Source organism: Pseudomonas sp. FP1740, from assembly GCF_030687165.1.
GTDB lineage: Bacteria > Pseudomonadota > Gammaproteobacteria > Pseudomonadales > Pseudomonadaceae > Aquipseudomonas.
On the sequence record NZ_CP117461.1, the window covers coordinates 1717013 to 1733226 of the forward strand.

Genomic DNA, 16214 nt, shown 5'->3' on the forward strand with positions numbered 1-16214 from the left:
TCGCTCCTAAACCGTCGCAGAGCCGACACGGCCCTTGCGCAATGCATCGATCACCGCTTCTTTCGGGCCGTCGGCGACGATCCGCCCGTTGTCCAGCACCACCAGCCGATCCACCAGGCTGAGCATCGAGGTGCGGTGGGTGACCAGCAGCACGGTTTTGCCCTGGACCCAGCCGTGGAGTTTCTGCCGCAGAAGGTCTTCGCTGCTGTTGTCCATGGCGCTGGTGGGTTCGTCGAGCAGCATGATTGGCGGATCGAGCAACAAGGCCCGCGCCAGCAACACCGCTTGCCGTTGCCCACCCGACAGCAACTGACCGCGCTCGCCCACTGGCCGATCAAACCCTTGTGGATGCTGACGCGCCAGTTCAGTCACGCCGGTCAGCTCAGCGACTTCAAGCATCCGGGCATCGCTGACATAACGGGCGCCGAGGGTCAGGTTGTCGCGCAGGCTGCCGGCCAGCAAGGGCAGGTCGTGGGCGACATAGCCGATCTGTTGACGCAGGTCGGCGACGTCCAGTTGCCGCAGGTCCAGGCCATCGAGCAGCAACTGGCCTTCTTCCGGTGCGTAGAAACCCATCACCAGCCGCGCCAGCGTGCTTTTGCCCGAACCGCTACGGCCGATGATGCCGATCCGTTCGCCCGGCTTCATGCTGAAACTGACGTTGGCCAGGGCCGGCGCGTTCTGGCCGTTGTAGTGGAACGTCACGCCGCTGACGTCCAGGGCGCCTTGCAGTTGCGTGCGCTCCAGCGGCCGCTGCCTGGCATCGCGCTCTTGCGGCAGCGACATCAGCGAATCGGTGCTTTTCATGGTCAGTTGCGCTTGCTGGTAACGGGTGATCAGCCCGGCGATCTGCCCCAGCGGCGCGAGCACGCGACTGCCGAGCATGTAGCTCGCCACCAGCGCACCGACGCTGAGGTTGCCGGCGATGATGCTGTAGACCCCGGCGACGATGGTCGCCATGCCAGAGAACTGCTGAATGAACAGCGTGCCGTTGGTGGCCAGCGCGGAGAGGTTGCGCGCATGGCTGTCGAGGCGGGTGAGGGCGCCGTGGGTGCTTTCCCATTTGTGCTGGCGCTCGCTTTCAGCGCTGCAGGCCTTGAGGGTTTCCAGGCCGCCGAGGGTTTCGATCAGCAGGGCCTGGCGTTCGGCACCGAGGCTCAGACTCTTCTGCACGGTGTCGCGCAGGCGCGCCTGAATCACCATGGCGAAGAGAATCGTGATGGGGAAGGCCAGCAGCGGAATCACCACCAGCCAGCCGCCGAGCAGGCCGATCACCACCAGCATCAGCACAGCGAAGGGCATGTCGATCAGGCTGGTCAGCGTGACGGCGGTGAGAAACTCCCGCAGGCCCTGAAAATCATGAATGCTCTGGGCGAAACCACCGATGGTTGCGGGTCGCGCTTTCATCGCCATGCCGGTGATGCGTTCGAACAGGGTCGCCGAAAGAATCACGTCGGTTTTCTTCCCGGCAGTGTCCAGCAAGTGCGCACGAACCACCCGCAGCACCAACTCAAAACCGGTGCCGATCAGCAGGCCGATCGACAGCACCCACAAGGTTGAAGTGGCCTGGTTCGGCACCACCCGGTCGTAGGTCTGCATCACGAACAACGGCACCATCAGGCCCAGCAGGTTGATCAGGAAACTCGCCAGAATCGCATCGCTGTACAGCCATTTCGATAGCTTCAGCGTGTCGCGAAACCACGCCTCGACCCGCGGCACCAGCGGCGCGCGCAAGTCTTCGAGTTCATGCCGTGGCCGGGCGAACAAGGCCTGGCCGCTGTAGTTGGCGGCCAGCTCGTCCGTGCTGACCCATTGTTCTCCGCCGTCGGCTTCGCTGGGCAGAATCAGCGCCTGACCATCGTCGCCCCAACGGCGCAAGACCGCGCAGCGGCCATGGTTGAGGATCAGCATCACTGGCAGGTTGAGCGCGGAAATATCCGCCAGTTCACGGCGCAGCACCCGCGCCTGCAAACTGGCCCGGGCCGCTGCGCGGGGCAGCAAGTCCAGGCTCAAGCGTTGGTGTGCCATTGGCAGCCCGGCACTCAGGCTGGCGCGACTGACCGTCGCGCCGTGGAGTTTGCAGAGAATCAACAGGCCGTCCAGAAGCGGATCATCGAAGCTCAGACGCGGATCGACACCCGTGTTGCCGGTTTCCATGCTGGTCACATTGATCGCTCCTACACGGCGTTACTTCATTTGAGTTCAGGCAAGCGCGCTTCGTTTTTCACTTCGGTGGCGGCGATCGCATCGGCGGGCAGCACCACCCGTTGCTTGCTCAACAACTGGCCCATGTTCGCCAGCACGCGGTACATCGAGAACTCCTCGGTGTAGCGCACTTCGGTGTAGCGGCGGTTGGCGTTGTAGAGCTCGTTTTCACTGTCGAGCAAGTCGAGCAGAGTCCGTTGGCCGAGACCGAACTGATCCTGATACGCTGCCCGTACACGGGTGGTGGTTTCGGCGTATTCACGGGCGGTCGGGGTTTGTTTCTTGGCGTTCTGCATGGCGTTCCAGGCCAGGTGGATGTTCTCGTTGAGCTGGCGCAATGCGTTGTTGCGGATGTCCATCGCCTGGTTGATCTGATGCGCATCGGAGGCCAACCGGGCCTTGTCGCTGCCGCCACGGAACAGGTTGTAGTTCATCACCACGCCCACTCGCCATTCGTTGTCGTGGCCTTGATCGCCCTGCACATTGTTATTGGCGCCCACCGCTGCTTCGGCGTCGAAGCGTGGGTAGAACGGCGACTTGGCGACTTCGTACTGGCTCTCGGCCGATTGCACGTCAGCCTGGGCGGATTTCAGGTACGGGTTGTTTTCCACCATGCTCTGCTGGGCTTCGGGCAGGGTGGCGGGCAGTTCGCCGCGGGTCGACGGCGGCGCTTCGAGTTCATCGGGCATGCGCCCCACGACGCTGTAGAAATTCGCTTCGGCATCGGCCAGATCGACTTCGGCGGTGTCGAGGTTGTTTTGCGCCAGTGCCCGGCGAGCGGTGGACTGGTCGGCGTCGGCGTTGCTGCCGATCCCACGCTGGGTACGCAGGCCGATCTGATCGTTGACCCGCATGTGCGCTTGCAGATTGTTCTTGGCCAGGGTCACCAGTTCGCGTCGCTTGAGCACTTCGAGGTACACCTCGATGGTGCGCAGGGCCAGGTCCTGGGCGGTGCCTTGAGCGTAATAGGCCCGCGAGTTGGACACGCCTTTGGTGCGCGCGACCTCGTTGGCGGTGTTGAAACCATCAAACAGCATTTGCCGCAGGCGCAGTTCCGACTGGGTGTAGGTGAGGATTTCGGTGTTGTGATTGCCCCGCGACCGGGTGGTGGTGTTATCGCTGTAGCCGCGCCCGTAGGCGGCGTTCAAATCCACCGATGGATAAAAGCCCCCTTTAGCGACTTTAATCTGCTCGTCGGCCGAGAGCCGGGCATCGACCCGAGACGCCAGTTCCGGGTGGGTCGCAATGGTGCTCTGGATCGCCTCGGTCAATGACATCGCCTGAGCCTGAGAAGCGCAGGCCATGGCCAGCAGAATCGCACTGCAAAGGGGGGTTAAAACGCGCATGGGTGCATCTCCCTGATTCCTGATGGTGCTTAGCGGTCGCCATTTTTTTGACGATATTTTTAGATGAAACCGTTTCATGCCTGTAACAACAGAGCTAAGAACATCCTGAAGCGTAGCTAAGAAAAATTTTTCATAAGGGCTATGCCAAAAAAAACTTATGCGGCCTGAAAAATCCAGCACATTGTTCAATGCGAAAGCCTTTGTTTTATTGGCTTTCTGGAGCATCAACAGGGTTTTGGAAAGTTCCATTCACTTTTCGATACAGGGCGAAGAAGTGCTGGAGGGGAGGAGAGCGAGACGGTTTAGAGGCGACATTTTTTTGTCGCTCGAGTGATTCAGAACCGTTACGCATGCGTTTGCAGGCCGGTCGTTTTGGAAGTGGGTCCCGATGCCATTGATTGCAGAGGGTTTTATCCCGATCCCAAGACACCCCCCTCGCGAGCGACACGCCTGGCGAGAGTGTCGGGAGGCAGCGGTTTACTTCAGGTAAACGCTTTCCGGCACACGGGTCTCGGGCAACCTGCTTGAACCATGAGCACGTTTCTTCGCGAAAACAGGATGCCGACAGCAGTTGGCAGCGGAGGAATGCACATGGCAACGCTCATCGGTATCGTCAGTAAGGTCATCGGTCAAGTGTATGCAGTGGCGGGTGATGGCACTCGACGGGCACTGATCGAGGGCGATCGGCTGTTTGCCGGTGAGCAACTGGTCACCGGGGCCGAAGGGGCGGTGGCGGTGCATTTGCAAAATGGCCAGGAGCTGACCCTGGGGCGTGACAGCAGCCTGCAAATGACCGCCCAATTACTGGCGCATCAAGTGCCGCATGTGGAAACCACCGATGCGGTAACACCGAGCCAGGCGCAACTGACCGATGTCGAACAACTGCAAAAAGCCATTGCCGCCGGTGCCGACCCGACCCAGACCGCTGAGGCCACCGCCGCCGGGCCGGGCACAACGGGCGCGCCTGGTGGCGCCTTGGGTGGTGGCCACAGTTTTGTGCTGTTGGAGGAAGTGGGCGGGCGGGTCGATCCCACGATTGGTTTCCCCACCGCGGGTTTCAACGGTATTCCCGAATTCCCCCTGGAGCGCCGGGACGCTGCGCCGGACAACGGCGATAAAGGCATCGTTACGCCGTTTGCCGCGAACGTGCCGAATCACCCGGTCACCCTCACCGGCCTGTCGGTGGCGGGCGGTGAACTGACCCTCAATGAAGCCAACCTGGCGAACGGGTCGGCCAGCAACCCGGGGGCACTGACTCAGCACAGCACGTTCACGGTGTCTGCGCCCGACGGGCTGAGCAGCCTGAGCATCGGCGGGATCAGCGTGATCAGTGGTGGGGTGCCCATCGGTTTTCCGCAGTCGATCACCACTCAACTGGGCAACACCCTGACGATCACCGGCTACAACCCGGCCACCGGCGTGGTCAGTTACAGCTACACCCTGGTCGGCAACGAAACCCATTCCGCCGGTGATGGCACCAACAATCTCAGTGAACAATTCACTGTGGTTGCGAACGACAGCAACGGCGATACCGCCACCGGTTCGCTGGACGTCAATATCACCGACGATGTGCCCAAGGCCATCGACGACAGCAACGCCCATACCGCGTCGGAAACCCTGCTGACCCTGACCGGCAGCGTGCTGCCCAACGACGTCCAGGGCGCCGATCGCATTGCCACCGGCCCCGACAGCGGGCCGATTATCGGCGGCACCTTCACCGGGACGTTCGGCACCCTGGTGTTGAACGCCAACGGCACGTACACCTACACCCTGAACACCAGCGATGCCGACTTCAAAGCCCTGCACGGCGGTGGCAACGGCACCGAAAATTTCGTCTACACCCTTACCGATTCCGATGGCGATACCAGCACCGCGACGCTGGTGCTGAACATCCATAACAACGACGACCTGGTGACGCTCAATGGCCTGAATGCCGAAGGTGGCGAGCTGACCGTCAACGAGAAAAACCTCAGTGACGGCAGCAACCCTGATGCATCGGCGCTGACCCAGAGCGGCACATTCACCATTACTGCGCTGGACGGTGTGCAAACCCTGACGGTGGGCGGCATCGTGGTGGTTTCCGGTGACCTGATCACAGGCTTCCCGCATTCCATCGTCACGCCACTCGGCAACACGTTGACCATCACCGGGTACGACAATGCGACCGGCGTGGTCAGCTACAGCTACACCCTCGTCGACAACGAAATGCATCCGAATGCCAACGGCGCCAACAGTCTCTCCGAGCAGTTTGCGGTCACCGTGGTGGACGACAACGGCACCACCGCGACTGGCAGTCTTGATGTGAATATCGTCGATGACCTGCCTCATGCCGTAGATGACAGCAACGCCAATACGGCATCGGAAACCCTGCTGACCCTCACCGGCAGCGTGCTGCCCAACGACGTCCAGGGCGCCGACCGTATTGCCATCGGCCCTGACAGCGGGCCGATCATCGGCGGCACCTTCACCGGGACGTTCGGCACCTTGGTACTCAATGCCAACGGCACGTACACCTACACCCTGAACACCAACGATGCCGATTTCAAAGCCTTGCACGGCGGTGGCAACGGCACCGAAAATTTCGTCTACACCCTTACCGATGCCGATGGCGATACCAGCACCGCGACGCTGGTGCTGAACATCCATAACAACGACGACCTGGTGACGCTCGATGGCCTGAACGTCAACGGCGGCGAACTGACCGTCTACGAAAAAAACCTCAGCGACGGCAGCAGCCCCAACACACCGGCGCTGACCCAGAGCGGCACCTTCACCGTCACCGCGCTCGACGGTTTGCAAACCCTGACGGTGGGCGGCATCGCGGTGGTCACCGGTGGCGTGGCCGCAGGCTTCCCGCAGTCGAACGTCACTCCGCTGGGCAGTACGCTCACCATCACCGGTTACGACAGCGCGACCGGCGTGGTCAGCTACAGCTATACCCTGGTGGATAACGAAACCCACCCGAACGCCAACGGCACCAACAGCATCACCGAGAACCTCAACGTCGTCGCCACTGACGTCGACGGCAGCACGGCGTTGGGCCAGATCAACGTCAACATCGTCGATGACTTGCCCACCGCCAACCCTGATCACGCCTCAGTGGCCGAAGGCGCGACGGTCTCGGGGAACGTGCTGGGCAACGATATCGGCGGCGCCGACGGGCTGGCACTCGGTGGCGCGGTGGTCGGCGTACGCGCCGGCAGCGACACCTCGACTTCAGCCATCGGTGGCTTGAACAGTCAAATCAACGGCACCTATGGCTACCTGACCCTGGATGCCAACGGCGATGCGGTCTATCACAGCAATCCAAATGCCGTGAACGGCCCTGGCGCGACCGACGTGTTCACCTACACCGTGCGCGATGCCGACGGCGATGAAAGCACCACCACCATTACCATCGACGTGGCCAACTGCACCCTCGTAGCTGCCACCGACACCGATGTGACGGTTAATGAAAAAGCGCTGGACCTGACCAAGGACGGGCAGGACCTGTCGGCGGGCACGGTCATCGGCAGCGAGCCTGGCAACACCGGCGAAACCGCCTCGGGCACGCTGGTGGGTTCAGTCACTGGCACCAGCGACACCATCACGTACAGCCTGGTCGGCAGCGCCAACGGAACCTATGGGCAAATCCTGCTCAACCCGGACGGCAGCTACACCTACACCCTGACCTCGCCTCCGACGACTACACCTCACGCCAACGATGGCGCGAACACCCTCAGCGAAAGTTTCACCTATCAGGCCACCGACTCCCTGGGCAACAGCGTCACCAGCACCATCGTGATCAACATCGTCGATGACGTGCCAACCGCTCATGCCGATGTCGTCTCAGTGGCGGAAGGCGGCACGGTCAGCGGTAATGTCTTGGGCAATGATGTGCTCGGTGCTGACGGCCCTGCCTTGGGTGGCGCGGTGGTTGGCGTGCGCGCCGGCGGCGATACCTCGACTTCGGCTATCGGTGGTTTGAATACGCACATCAACGGCACCTACGGCTATCTCACTCTGGATGCCAATGGCAACGCCGTGTACCACAGCAATCCGAACTCGGTCGGTGAACCGGGCGCCACGGACGTGTTCACCTACACCGTGCGCGATGGCGACGGCGATGAAAGCACCACGACCATCACCATCGACATCTCCAACTGTTCCCTCGTGGTGGCCCCCGATAACGACGTGACCGTTTACGAAAAGGCGTTGGACCTGACCAAGGACGGCCAGGACCTGGCGGCGGGCACTGTCATCGGCAGCGAGCCTGACAACACCGGTGAAACCGCCTCCGGCACATTAGTCGGTTCAATCACTGGCGCCACGGGTGCAATCACTTACGCTCTGGTCGGCAGCGCCACCGGCACCTATGGGCAAATCCTGCTCAACCCGGACGGTTCCTACACTTACACCCTGATTTCTGCGCCCACGACCACGCCGCATGCCAACGACGGCGCGAATACCCTGAGCGAAAGTTTCACCTATCAGGCCACCGATTCTCTGGGCAACAGCGTCACCAGTACCATCGTGATCAACATCGTCGATGACGTGCCGACGGCCCATTGCGATTCGGTTTCGGTGGTGGAGGGCGGCACGGTCAGCGGCAATGTGCTGGACAATGATGTGCTCGGCGCTGATGGCCCTGCCTTGGGTGGGGCAGTGGTCGGCGTGCGTGCTGGCAGCGACACCTCGACTTCGGCCATCGGTGGCTTGAACACGCAAATCAATGGCACCTACGGCTATCTCACCCTGGATGCCAGCGGCAACGCCGTGTACCACAGCAACCCGAATTCAGTCGGCGAAGCGGGCGCCACGGATGTGTTCACCTACACCGTGCGCGATGCCGACGGCGATGAAAGCACCGCCACGATCACCGTTGACGTGTCCAACAACTGTCTCGTAGCGGCCACCGATACCGATGTAATCGTCTACGAAAAGGCGTTGGATCTGACCCAGGATGGGCAGGACCTGGCGGCGGGCAGCGTCACCGGCAGCGAGCCCGGCAACACCGGTGAAACTGGCTCCGGTACGTTGGCAGGCTCGATCACTGGCGCCACTGGCGCGATCACCTACACCCTGGTCGGCAGCGCCACCGGCACCTACGGGCAAATCCTGCTCAATCCCGATGGCTCCTACACGTACACCCTGACCTCGGCGCCGAAAACATCGCCGAACGCCAACGATGGCGCGAATACCTTGAACGAAAGCTTCACCTACAAAGCCACCGATGCCATCGGCAACAGCACCACCGGCACCCTTGTGGTCAGCATCGTCGACGACGTGCCTCACGCCGTCGCCTCGGACCGTTCGGTGCCGGCCGTGCAGATCGACTCCAACCTGCTGCTGGTGATCGACGTGTCCGGGAGTATGGATGACCCCTCCGGCGTATCGGGCCTGTCGCGGCTGGACCTGGCCAAGCAGGCGATCAGCGCGCTGCTCGACAAGTACGACAATCTGGGCGACGTGAAGGTACAGATCGTCACCTTCAGCAGCAGCGCCACCGACCAGACGTCGATCTGGGTCGATGTGGCGACGGCCAAGTCGATCATCGCTACGCTGACCGCAGGCGGCGGGACCAACTACGACGCGGCCGTGGCAACCATGGAGAGCGCGTTCGACACCTCGGGCAAACTCATCGGGGCGCAGAACGTCGGCTACTTCTTCTCCGATGGCAAACCCAACGAAGGCGACATCGGCACTGCGGACGAGATCGCGCTCAAAGCCTTCCTCGACGCCAATGGCATCAAGAACTACGCCATCGGCCTGGGCAGCGGCGTCAATAACGCCAGCCTCGATCCGGTGGCCTATGACGGCAGCACGCACACCGACACCAACGCTGTGGTGGTGACTGACCTCAACCAACTCAACTCGGTACTTTCGGGCACCGTGCAAGGTGCGCCGGTCACCGGTTCGTTGCTGGGCGAGGGCGGTACATTCGGCGCCGATGGCGGTTTCATCAAAACCCTCACGGTCGACGGCACCACCTATACCTACGACCCGAAAGCCAACAGCAATCAGGGTTCGCTGAACTTCAGCGGCGGCGCCAACCACGGCACCTTCAACACCGTCGACAACACCCTGAGCATCGCCACCAACAACAGCGGCACGCTGCTGGTGAACCTCGACACCGGCGAGTACACCTACACCTCGCAGAAAACCACGGCCGTGCAGATCACCGAAAACATCGGCTTCACCGCCAGCGATAACGATGGCGATCTCACCAGCTCGACCCTGACGGTCAACGTGATTCCGAATTCGCCACCGGTGGCGGTCGATGATCACATCATCACCAACGTGCTGTCGGGCAGTATCGTGGTGCCGGGCGAGCTGCTATTGGCCAACGACACCGACCCCAACGGCGATCCGCTCACGGCATCGCCGACCACCTTCAACACGGGTTGGACGGCCAAGGGGGCGGACTTTACCGGCACCAACTCGAGCTTCAGTTTCACCGGCAATAACGTCCAGGCCGTGACTATCGCCCGCAGTGCATTCGTCGCCAACGCTGCCGCCATGACCGCCATGCTGGTGGTCAGCGGGGCCTTGGGGGCGGTCAGCACCAACAATACCAACGATGAGGACCGCATCACCGTCAACCTCAAACAGGGCGAAACCCTCAACCTGGACCACAACCTGGCGGCCGGCCACATCACCATGGAGTACTCGGTCAATGGCGGCGCTTACATGGCTCTCGCCGATGGCCAGACCATCACCGCCACGGCGGACGGCACGTACCAGATCCACATCACCAACATCGACGACGGGGGACCTGGCAACAGCGGGAAGGGGGCGGAAAACTATCAACTGACCATGACCGTCAACTACGCCGGAGCCCAGGACTCCACGCCAGACTTCCATGGCACCTACACCGCCAGCGACAACCACGGCGGCAGCGACAGCGCGGCAGTCGACATCACCTATCAGGCCGGCCATACACTGACCGGCACCTCGGGCGATGACGTGTTGATCGCAGGCACCGGCAACAACATTATCAATGCGGGTGACGGCAACGACGTGCTCACCGCAGGCTCAGGCAATAACGAGATGCACGGCGGTGCCGGCAACGATCTGCTGTTCAGCGGGCCGGGCAACGATTGGCTCGACGGCGGCACCGGTAACGACACCGCGAGCTACGCCCATGCCACCGCCGGCGTCACTGTCGACCTCAGCCTGCTCACCGCGCAAAACACTGTTGGCGCAGGCACCGACACCCTGACCGGCATCGAAAACCTCACGGGCTCGAACTTCAACGACAGCCTCACGGGCGACAACAACGGCAACATCATCAACGGCGGTCTGGGTAACGATGTGCTCAACGGCGGGGGCGGCGACGACTTCCTGATCGGCGGCCTGGGCGACAACACCCTCACTGGCGGCAGCGGTGCCGACACCTTCCAGTGGCTCAAAGGTAACAGCGGCCACGACGTCATCACCGACTTCACCCCGGGCACCGACAAACTCGACCTGTCGCAACTGCTGCAAGGCGAGAACGGCACTGCGGCATCGCTGGATGATTACCTGCACTTCAAAGTCACCGGCAGCGGCGCGACCCTGGTCACCAGCATCGACATCAGCGCCATGGCTGGCGCCACGCCGAGCCAGACCATCGACCTGGCCGGTGTGAACCTGGCCAGTCACTACGGCGTCACCCCGGGGGCGGGTGGGGTGATTGCCGGCGGTCACGATACCGCGACCATTATCAACGGCATGTTGAACGACCATTCGTTGAAGGTGGATACCGTGTGATCTGAAACGACAAAACCCGCCATTCCCGGTGAAAGGGGATGGCGGGTTTTTTGTTGGTTGAGGATTTATCTACCGGCCCTGTGCCCGGATACACCTCATGTGGCGAGGGGGCTTGCCCCCGTTCGGCTGCGCAGCAGTCGTAAAACCTGTACATGCAGTTTGCCAGACAGACAGTGATTGCAGGTTTTGGGGGCCGCTTCGCAGCCCAACGGGGGCAAGCCCCCTCGCCACAGGGATCAGGTCATAGGGCCGGGTCAGCCTTCAGTTCCAGACTGTCCAGCGCCCGACTCACCGCCAGTTCACCAAACATGATGAGCTGCGCGACGCCCAGTATCGTATTGCGCTGCGGCCCCTCCAGAAACCCGGCGCAGTCACTGGCGATCACCTTGGCCGAGGCAAAGGACTCGCAGGCATTGGCCAGTAGCTCTTCGATGTCGATGTCCGGGGCAACGGTGTAAATCGTGCTCGGCTTGCGTGGGGGCTTGGGGTCGGACGGTTTGAGGTAGTAATCGAGGGCGCGCTCGGCGGCTTCGTTGAGTTTTTTGGAGTCCGGGGTTTCGTAGGGGGAAACGTCGTCGGTTTCGGGTGGGTTGGGTGTGATTTTGAACATGGTGAAGCTCCTTGATTAATGGAGCTGTCACTGCTCGCTGCGAAACGAGGGAGGTGGCAGCTGTACGCAGGTTCGCAGACCGGGAATCAAGGAACCCGGCAGACCCGAAGATCTCCCGCGCACAGCCGCCATAACGCCATCCAGTAGACGAAAAAAGAGCCAACTGAAAGGGAACGGTGGCGCAATGCACCTTGATTGACCCGGGCTGCGAAACCCGATCGCTGATTCGTCAGCGACCCGGAAACAATAGAGCCCGACCCCAAAAGCACACAAGCCGGCGGATTCTGGCGGAGTTGTAGGTTGCGGCGCAAGAATGCGTAGCCCTAAGGAGTATCTGGAGGTGTCAGATTAAACATCTCCGTTTACATCATCTTCACATAGGCTCCGGCGGCCCGATCAACCGCCCCATCACCCCAAACACCCCCAACTCCCGAATCACCTCCAGCTCCCCTTTGGTTTCGACCATTTCCGCAATCAACGGCAGATCAATGCTGTTGGTCGCCCGGTATATCGCATCGATAAACAACCGCTTGTCACTCTGCTCATCGATACCCCGAATGTACGCCCCATCGATTTTCAAGTACGCCAACCCCAGTTGCGTCAGGTTGCCGATCTGGCTGAAGCTGCCGCCGAAATGCTGCAAACCGATGCGGTAACCGGTGTTGAGCAGGCTGTGGCTCAGGCGTTGCAGTTCTTCGGGGGGCGGCAGTTGGCGTTCGTCGATTTCCAGGGTCAGCAGAGGCGCCAGTTCCGGCAATGATTCGAGTATGTCGCAGATCAGTTTCAGCTGGGTCTGGTCGCGCAGGGTGCTGCCGGACAGGCTCAACGCGAGCGGCCAGCGGTTGGCGGCGAGGTATTCGAGGGTGGTTTCGAGCATCGCCAGATCGAACCGCGCCGACCAGCCGAGGCGTTCGATCCACGGCAGGAAATGCCCGGCGGCAACGGCCTGGCCCTGCGGGTCGAGCAGGCGCGCGAGGACTTTGTGGTGCAGCACCTGACTGGTGTCGGCGCATTGCACCACCGGTTGGAAATACAACTGCATCTTGCCTTCGGTCAGTGCATCGTCGATCCAGTTGCGCCAATCATGCTGAGAGTGATTCGGCGCAGTATCGACCTGGGCCTGGTATGTCCATGGCCGCTCGGGATGTTGCCGGGCCTGGGTCAGCGCCTGATCCAGTCGCAGCAGCACATCATTTGCCGGTTCGCCCGGGTGGTAGGCGACGATGCCCAGATGCGCCACGGGCATGCAGTCGCTGGCGCCGGTCAGGCGCAGGTTTTCCAGGGTGGCGCTGATTTCGGAGGCCAGGCGCGCGGCCCCCCTACTGTCCAGACCCGGCGTCAGCAAGCTGAATTCGCCACCGCGATTGCGCGCCGCGAGCCAGGTACGACGTTCTGCAGGTTGCGTCAGGCGCTTGAGCAACTCGCCGACGGCGCTGATCAGGGCATCGGTGCGCTGGCCACCCAGGCGTTGATTGAGGCCGATCAGGTCGTTGATCCGCAGCATCAGCAAATGACCGTCGCGGCTTTGCTCGGAATCCAGTAATTGGTCGGCCAGTTGTTCATCCAGCAAGCGCCGGTTGGCCAGGCCCGTAAGGTTGTCCTGATAGGATTCGGAGCGCAGTTTTTCACTGCGCGCGGCCTCTTCGGCGAACAGCGCTTTGAGTTTTTCGACCATCTGGTTCATGGCCAGCACCACGCGTTTGAGCTCCGGCGTGCGCGGCAATTTTGGCAAGCTGCGGAACTCGCGTTTACTGATGGCTTCAGCCTGTTTGACCATGTTGTCGAGCGGGCGCAATTGCCGGCGTAATAGCCAGCCTCCGAACACGGCGCTGAGCAGTCCGCAAATCAGCAGCCAGATCAGGCTGCCGAGGGAGCTGTCCCAGAGTTTGGCCAGGGCGAACTGCGGGTTGCTCAGCACTTCGACCCGGGCTGCCTGGTCCCAGCCACGCGTGACCAGTGCATCGCCACCTTGTGGGCGCAGGTTCACCAGACTGACGAACCAGCCGGGTACACCCTCGATTTGCGCTGGTACGCTGCGCTCCACCAGCACTTGTTCATTCTCGATGTTGATAACCCGGATGCTGGTGAAATAGCCACTGTCGAAAATCGAGCTGACCATCAACTCGATCATCGCCGGGTCGTCGATCTGCGCGGTCAACGACAGGCCCAGCGCTGTGGCGGCGTCCTGGGCGTGGGAGCGCAACTGACTGAGCATCTGTTCACGGGAGCTTTCCAGGCTGACAAAAAAACTGCCGCTGAAGGCCACCAGCAAGAACAGGCAAATGGCGAGGAACAACTGTTTGCGCAGTGACATGAAAACACTCCTTGCAGTGGCGGCTAGCCTTCGCCCACGGCGAACCCTTCGATTTGCATCTTTTTCAATACGTCTTGCCAGCGCGACAGTTTTTTCGAGTCGCTGCTGCGTTTACCACCATTGGCTCCCGGCAAGTACAGGCCTTCGGCGTTGAAGGCGTACACCGGCAGCAAGTCTTTGCGTTGGGAGGCGGGGCGGATCTCGTCGATCAGGTTGTCCAGCACCAGCGGATCGGCCGTGGGGCTGCTGTAGAAGGTCAACACCATGTGCGCCTGGTTCTGGGTCAGGGCTTTGACGTAGGTGATGCGTAGTTTTTCGCTGGGAATCCCGAGGTGACGCAGGCTGAAGTATTTCGCCAGGGCGTAGTCTTCGCAGTCGCCTGCGGCTTTGATCAAGGACTCCACGGGCGTGGCCCAGTAGTCGGTCTGATGCCAGATGCGCGTGTCATCCTGAAAACTCAGTTGCTGATTGAAGAAGTGATTGACCGCGTTCAGCTGTTCGCGCTCAGGCTGGTTGCGTTCGCTTTGCAGCATTTGGCTCCAGGCCTCGATCTGTCCCCGGGCCTCGCCAAGGGGGCCGTAACGTTTTTCGGCCGTTTGCAGAACCTGCGCAAAATCCCAGTCGGCCCAGACACTGCCCAACCCGGCCAGCAGAAAACTCGCCAGCAACAGCCATCCGCCGAACCGAAGTCGGAGCGTTGACCATCCTGGACTACGCGGACTGCGGGGCATGTCTGGCTGCTCGGGTGCAGATGCCTGAAGTCTAGGCGGTGTTTACGGCGAGGTCGGGTAGGTCGTCGGACGAAAGGATGTCGGCGGGTTGTTTCCTGTGGCGAGGGGGCTTGCCCCCGTTGGGTTGCGAAGCAGCCCCAAAACCTGCAACCCACCTTCTCCTGACACACCGCATTGATCGGATTGGCGACTGCTTCGCAGCCGAACGCAGCCTCGCCGGGGCTCGACAGCTGCTACGGGGATCAGGGTTTATGCAGGGTTTTCTGCTTGAGGATATAAACCGTCACCAGCACCGCACTGGTCAGCATGAACCCGCGCGCCCACGGCAGGGGCACCAGGTAGCAGGAGAACAGGATGCTCGTCCACATCAACCCGATGGTGTAGACCTTGCCCTTGAGCGGAATGCCGTTGCCGTCCAGATAGTCGCGAATCCAGGGTCCAAGCCGTGGATGTTCAACCAGCCAGTGATAGAAACGCGGCGAACTGCGGGCGAAGCAGGCTGCTGCCAACAGCAGGAACGGTGTGGTGGGCAGCACCGGCAGGAAAATCCCGATCACCCCCAGCGCTACGCTCAGCCAGCCGATGGCCAGCAGCACGTAGCGCAACATCAGGGGGCGGTTGCCTATGGGGTTGTCCATAGGCAAAACCTTAGTGGTGACGTGGCTTGAGGATCGCCGGTTTTTCGTCTGGCGCGTTGCACAGCAAGTACAGCGCGGTCAGGGCTTCCGGGATTTGCACGATCATGTCGTCCATCAGGTTGGCGTCGGCCGCGATGTCGGAGAACTCAGGTTGTTCGTCGAACAGACCCGAACCGACCATGATCGGCAGCAGCATTTCACTGACTTCGTCTTCGGCGGTTTCGAACCAGGCGGCTTCGCGCAGGAACACACCTTCCATGAAACCGATGCACCAGCCACGCAGGTCGGAATCGTCCGGGTCATCGCCCAGGTCGAGGTCGCATGGCAGCTCGAACTCTTCGTCGGACGCCAGTTGGCGGGCGATGTGAGCCTTGAGCAGCACCAGGGTGGATTCGATCGCTTCACGTTCGGTGTCGTCGGCGTAATGCGGCTCTTCGGCGAAGAGCGCGTCGATCCACTCACGGTCGGGAACGCTTTCGGAACAGATCGACAGCGCGGTGAGGTAGCCGTGGGCGGCCACGTAGTCCAGCGCCTCGTCATGCAGCTCGTCGGCGTCGAGGAAGACTTGCAGGCGGGTTAGTTGCTCAGCGAAGGACATTAAAGGGCTACCTTGGGGAATATACGATGCGGGAATTCTAG

General features: G+C 61.5%; 8 protein-coding genes. 1 reads left to right on the forward strand and 7 read right to left on the reverse strand.

What is annotated here, in order from left to right; translation table 11 throughout:
• Window positions 1-6: 6 nt before the first annotated feature.
• Entirely contained in the window at window positions 7-2166 is a 2160-nt protein-coding gene (locus PSH69_RS07565) for a type I secretion system permease/ATPase (RefSeq protein WP_305411565.1), read from the reverse strand.
• Between the two features lie 26 nt (window positions 2167-2192).
• Complete coding sequence (locus PSH69_RS07570; RefSeq protein WP_019648053.1) at window positions 2193-3551, reverse strand: TolC family outer membrane protein; 1359 nt, start codon at window positions 3549-3551, stop codon at window positions 2193-2195.
• Window positions 3552-4142: 591 nt separating this feature from the next.
• Here PSH69_RS07570 and PSH69_RS07575 point away from each other — a divergent pair.
• Complete coding sequence (locus PSH69_RS07575; protein ID WP_305411567.1) at window positions 4143-11282, forward strand: retention module-containing protein; 7140 nt, start codon at window positions 4143-4145, stop codon at window positions 11280-11282.
• Window positions 11283-11523: 241 nt separating this feature from the next.
• Here the strand turns inward: PSH69_RS07575 and PSH69_RS07580 are convergent, their stop codons facing one another.
• The 5 genes from PSH69_RS07580 to PSH69_RS07600 form a co-directional block, all read right to left on the reverse strand.
• Complete coding sequence (locus PSH69_RS07580) at window positions 11524-11892, reverse strand: DUF6124 family protein (RefSeq protein WP_204124874.1); 369 nt, start codon at window positions 11890-11892, stop codon at window positions 11524-11526.
• 373 nt (window positions 11893-12265) lie between these two features.
• Window positions 12266-14206: a cyclic di-GMP receptor LapD gene (lapD, locus tag PSH69_RS07585; protein ID WP_305411568.1), complete on the reverse strand. Its 1941-nt coding sequence runs from the start codon at window positions 14204-14206 to the stop codon at window positions 12266-12268.
• Window positions 14207-14229: 23 nt separating this feature from the next.
• Window positions 14230-14937, reverse strand: a complete 708-nt coding sequence (gene lapG, locus PSH69_RS07590; RefSeq protein ID WP_305411570.1) for a cysteine protease LapG — start codon at window positions 14935-14937, stop codon at window positions 14230-14232.
• 242 nt (window positions 14938-15179) lie between these two features.
• Window positions 15180-15575, reverse strand: a complete 396-nt coding sequence (locus PSH69_RS07595) for a YbaN family protein (protein WP_018929918.1) — start codon at window positions 15573-15575, stop codon at window positions 15180-15182.
• Between the two features lie 10 nt (window positions 15576-15585).
• Window positions 15586-16173 carry a YecA family protein gene (locus PSH69_RS07600; RefSeq protein ID WP_007938492.1) on the reverse strand — a complete coding sequence of 196 codons (588 nt, stop codon included), beginning with the start codon at window positions 16171-16173 and terminating at the stop codon, window positions 15586-15588.
• Window positions 16174-16214: the final 41 nt, after the last annotated feature.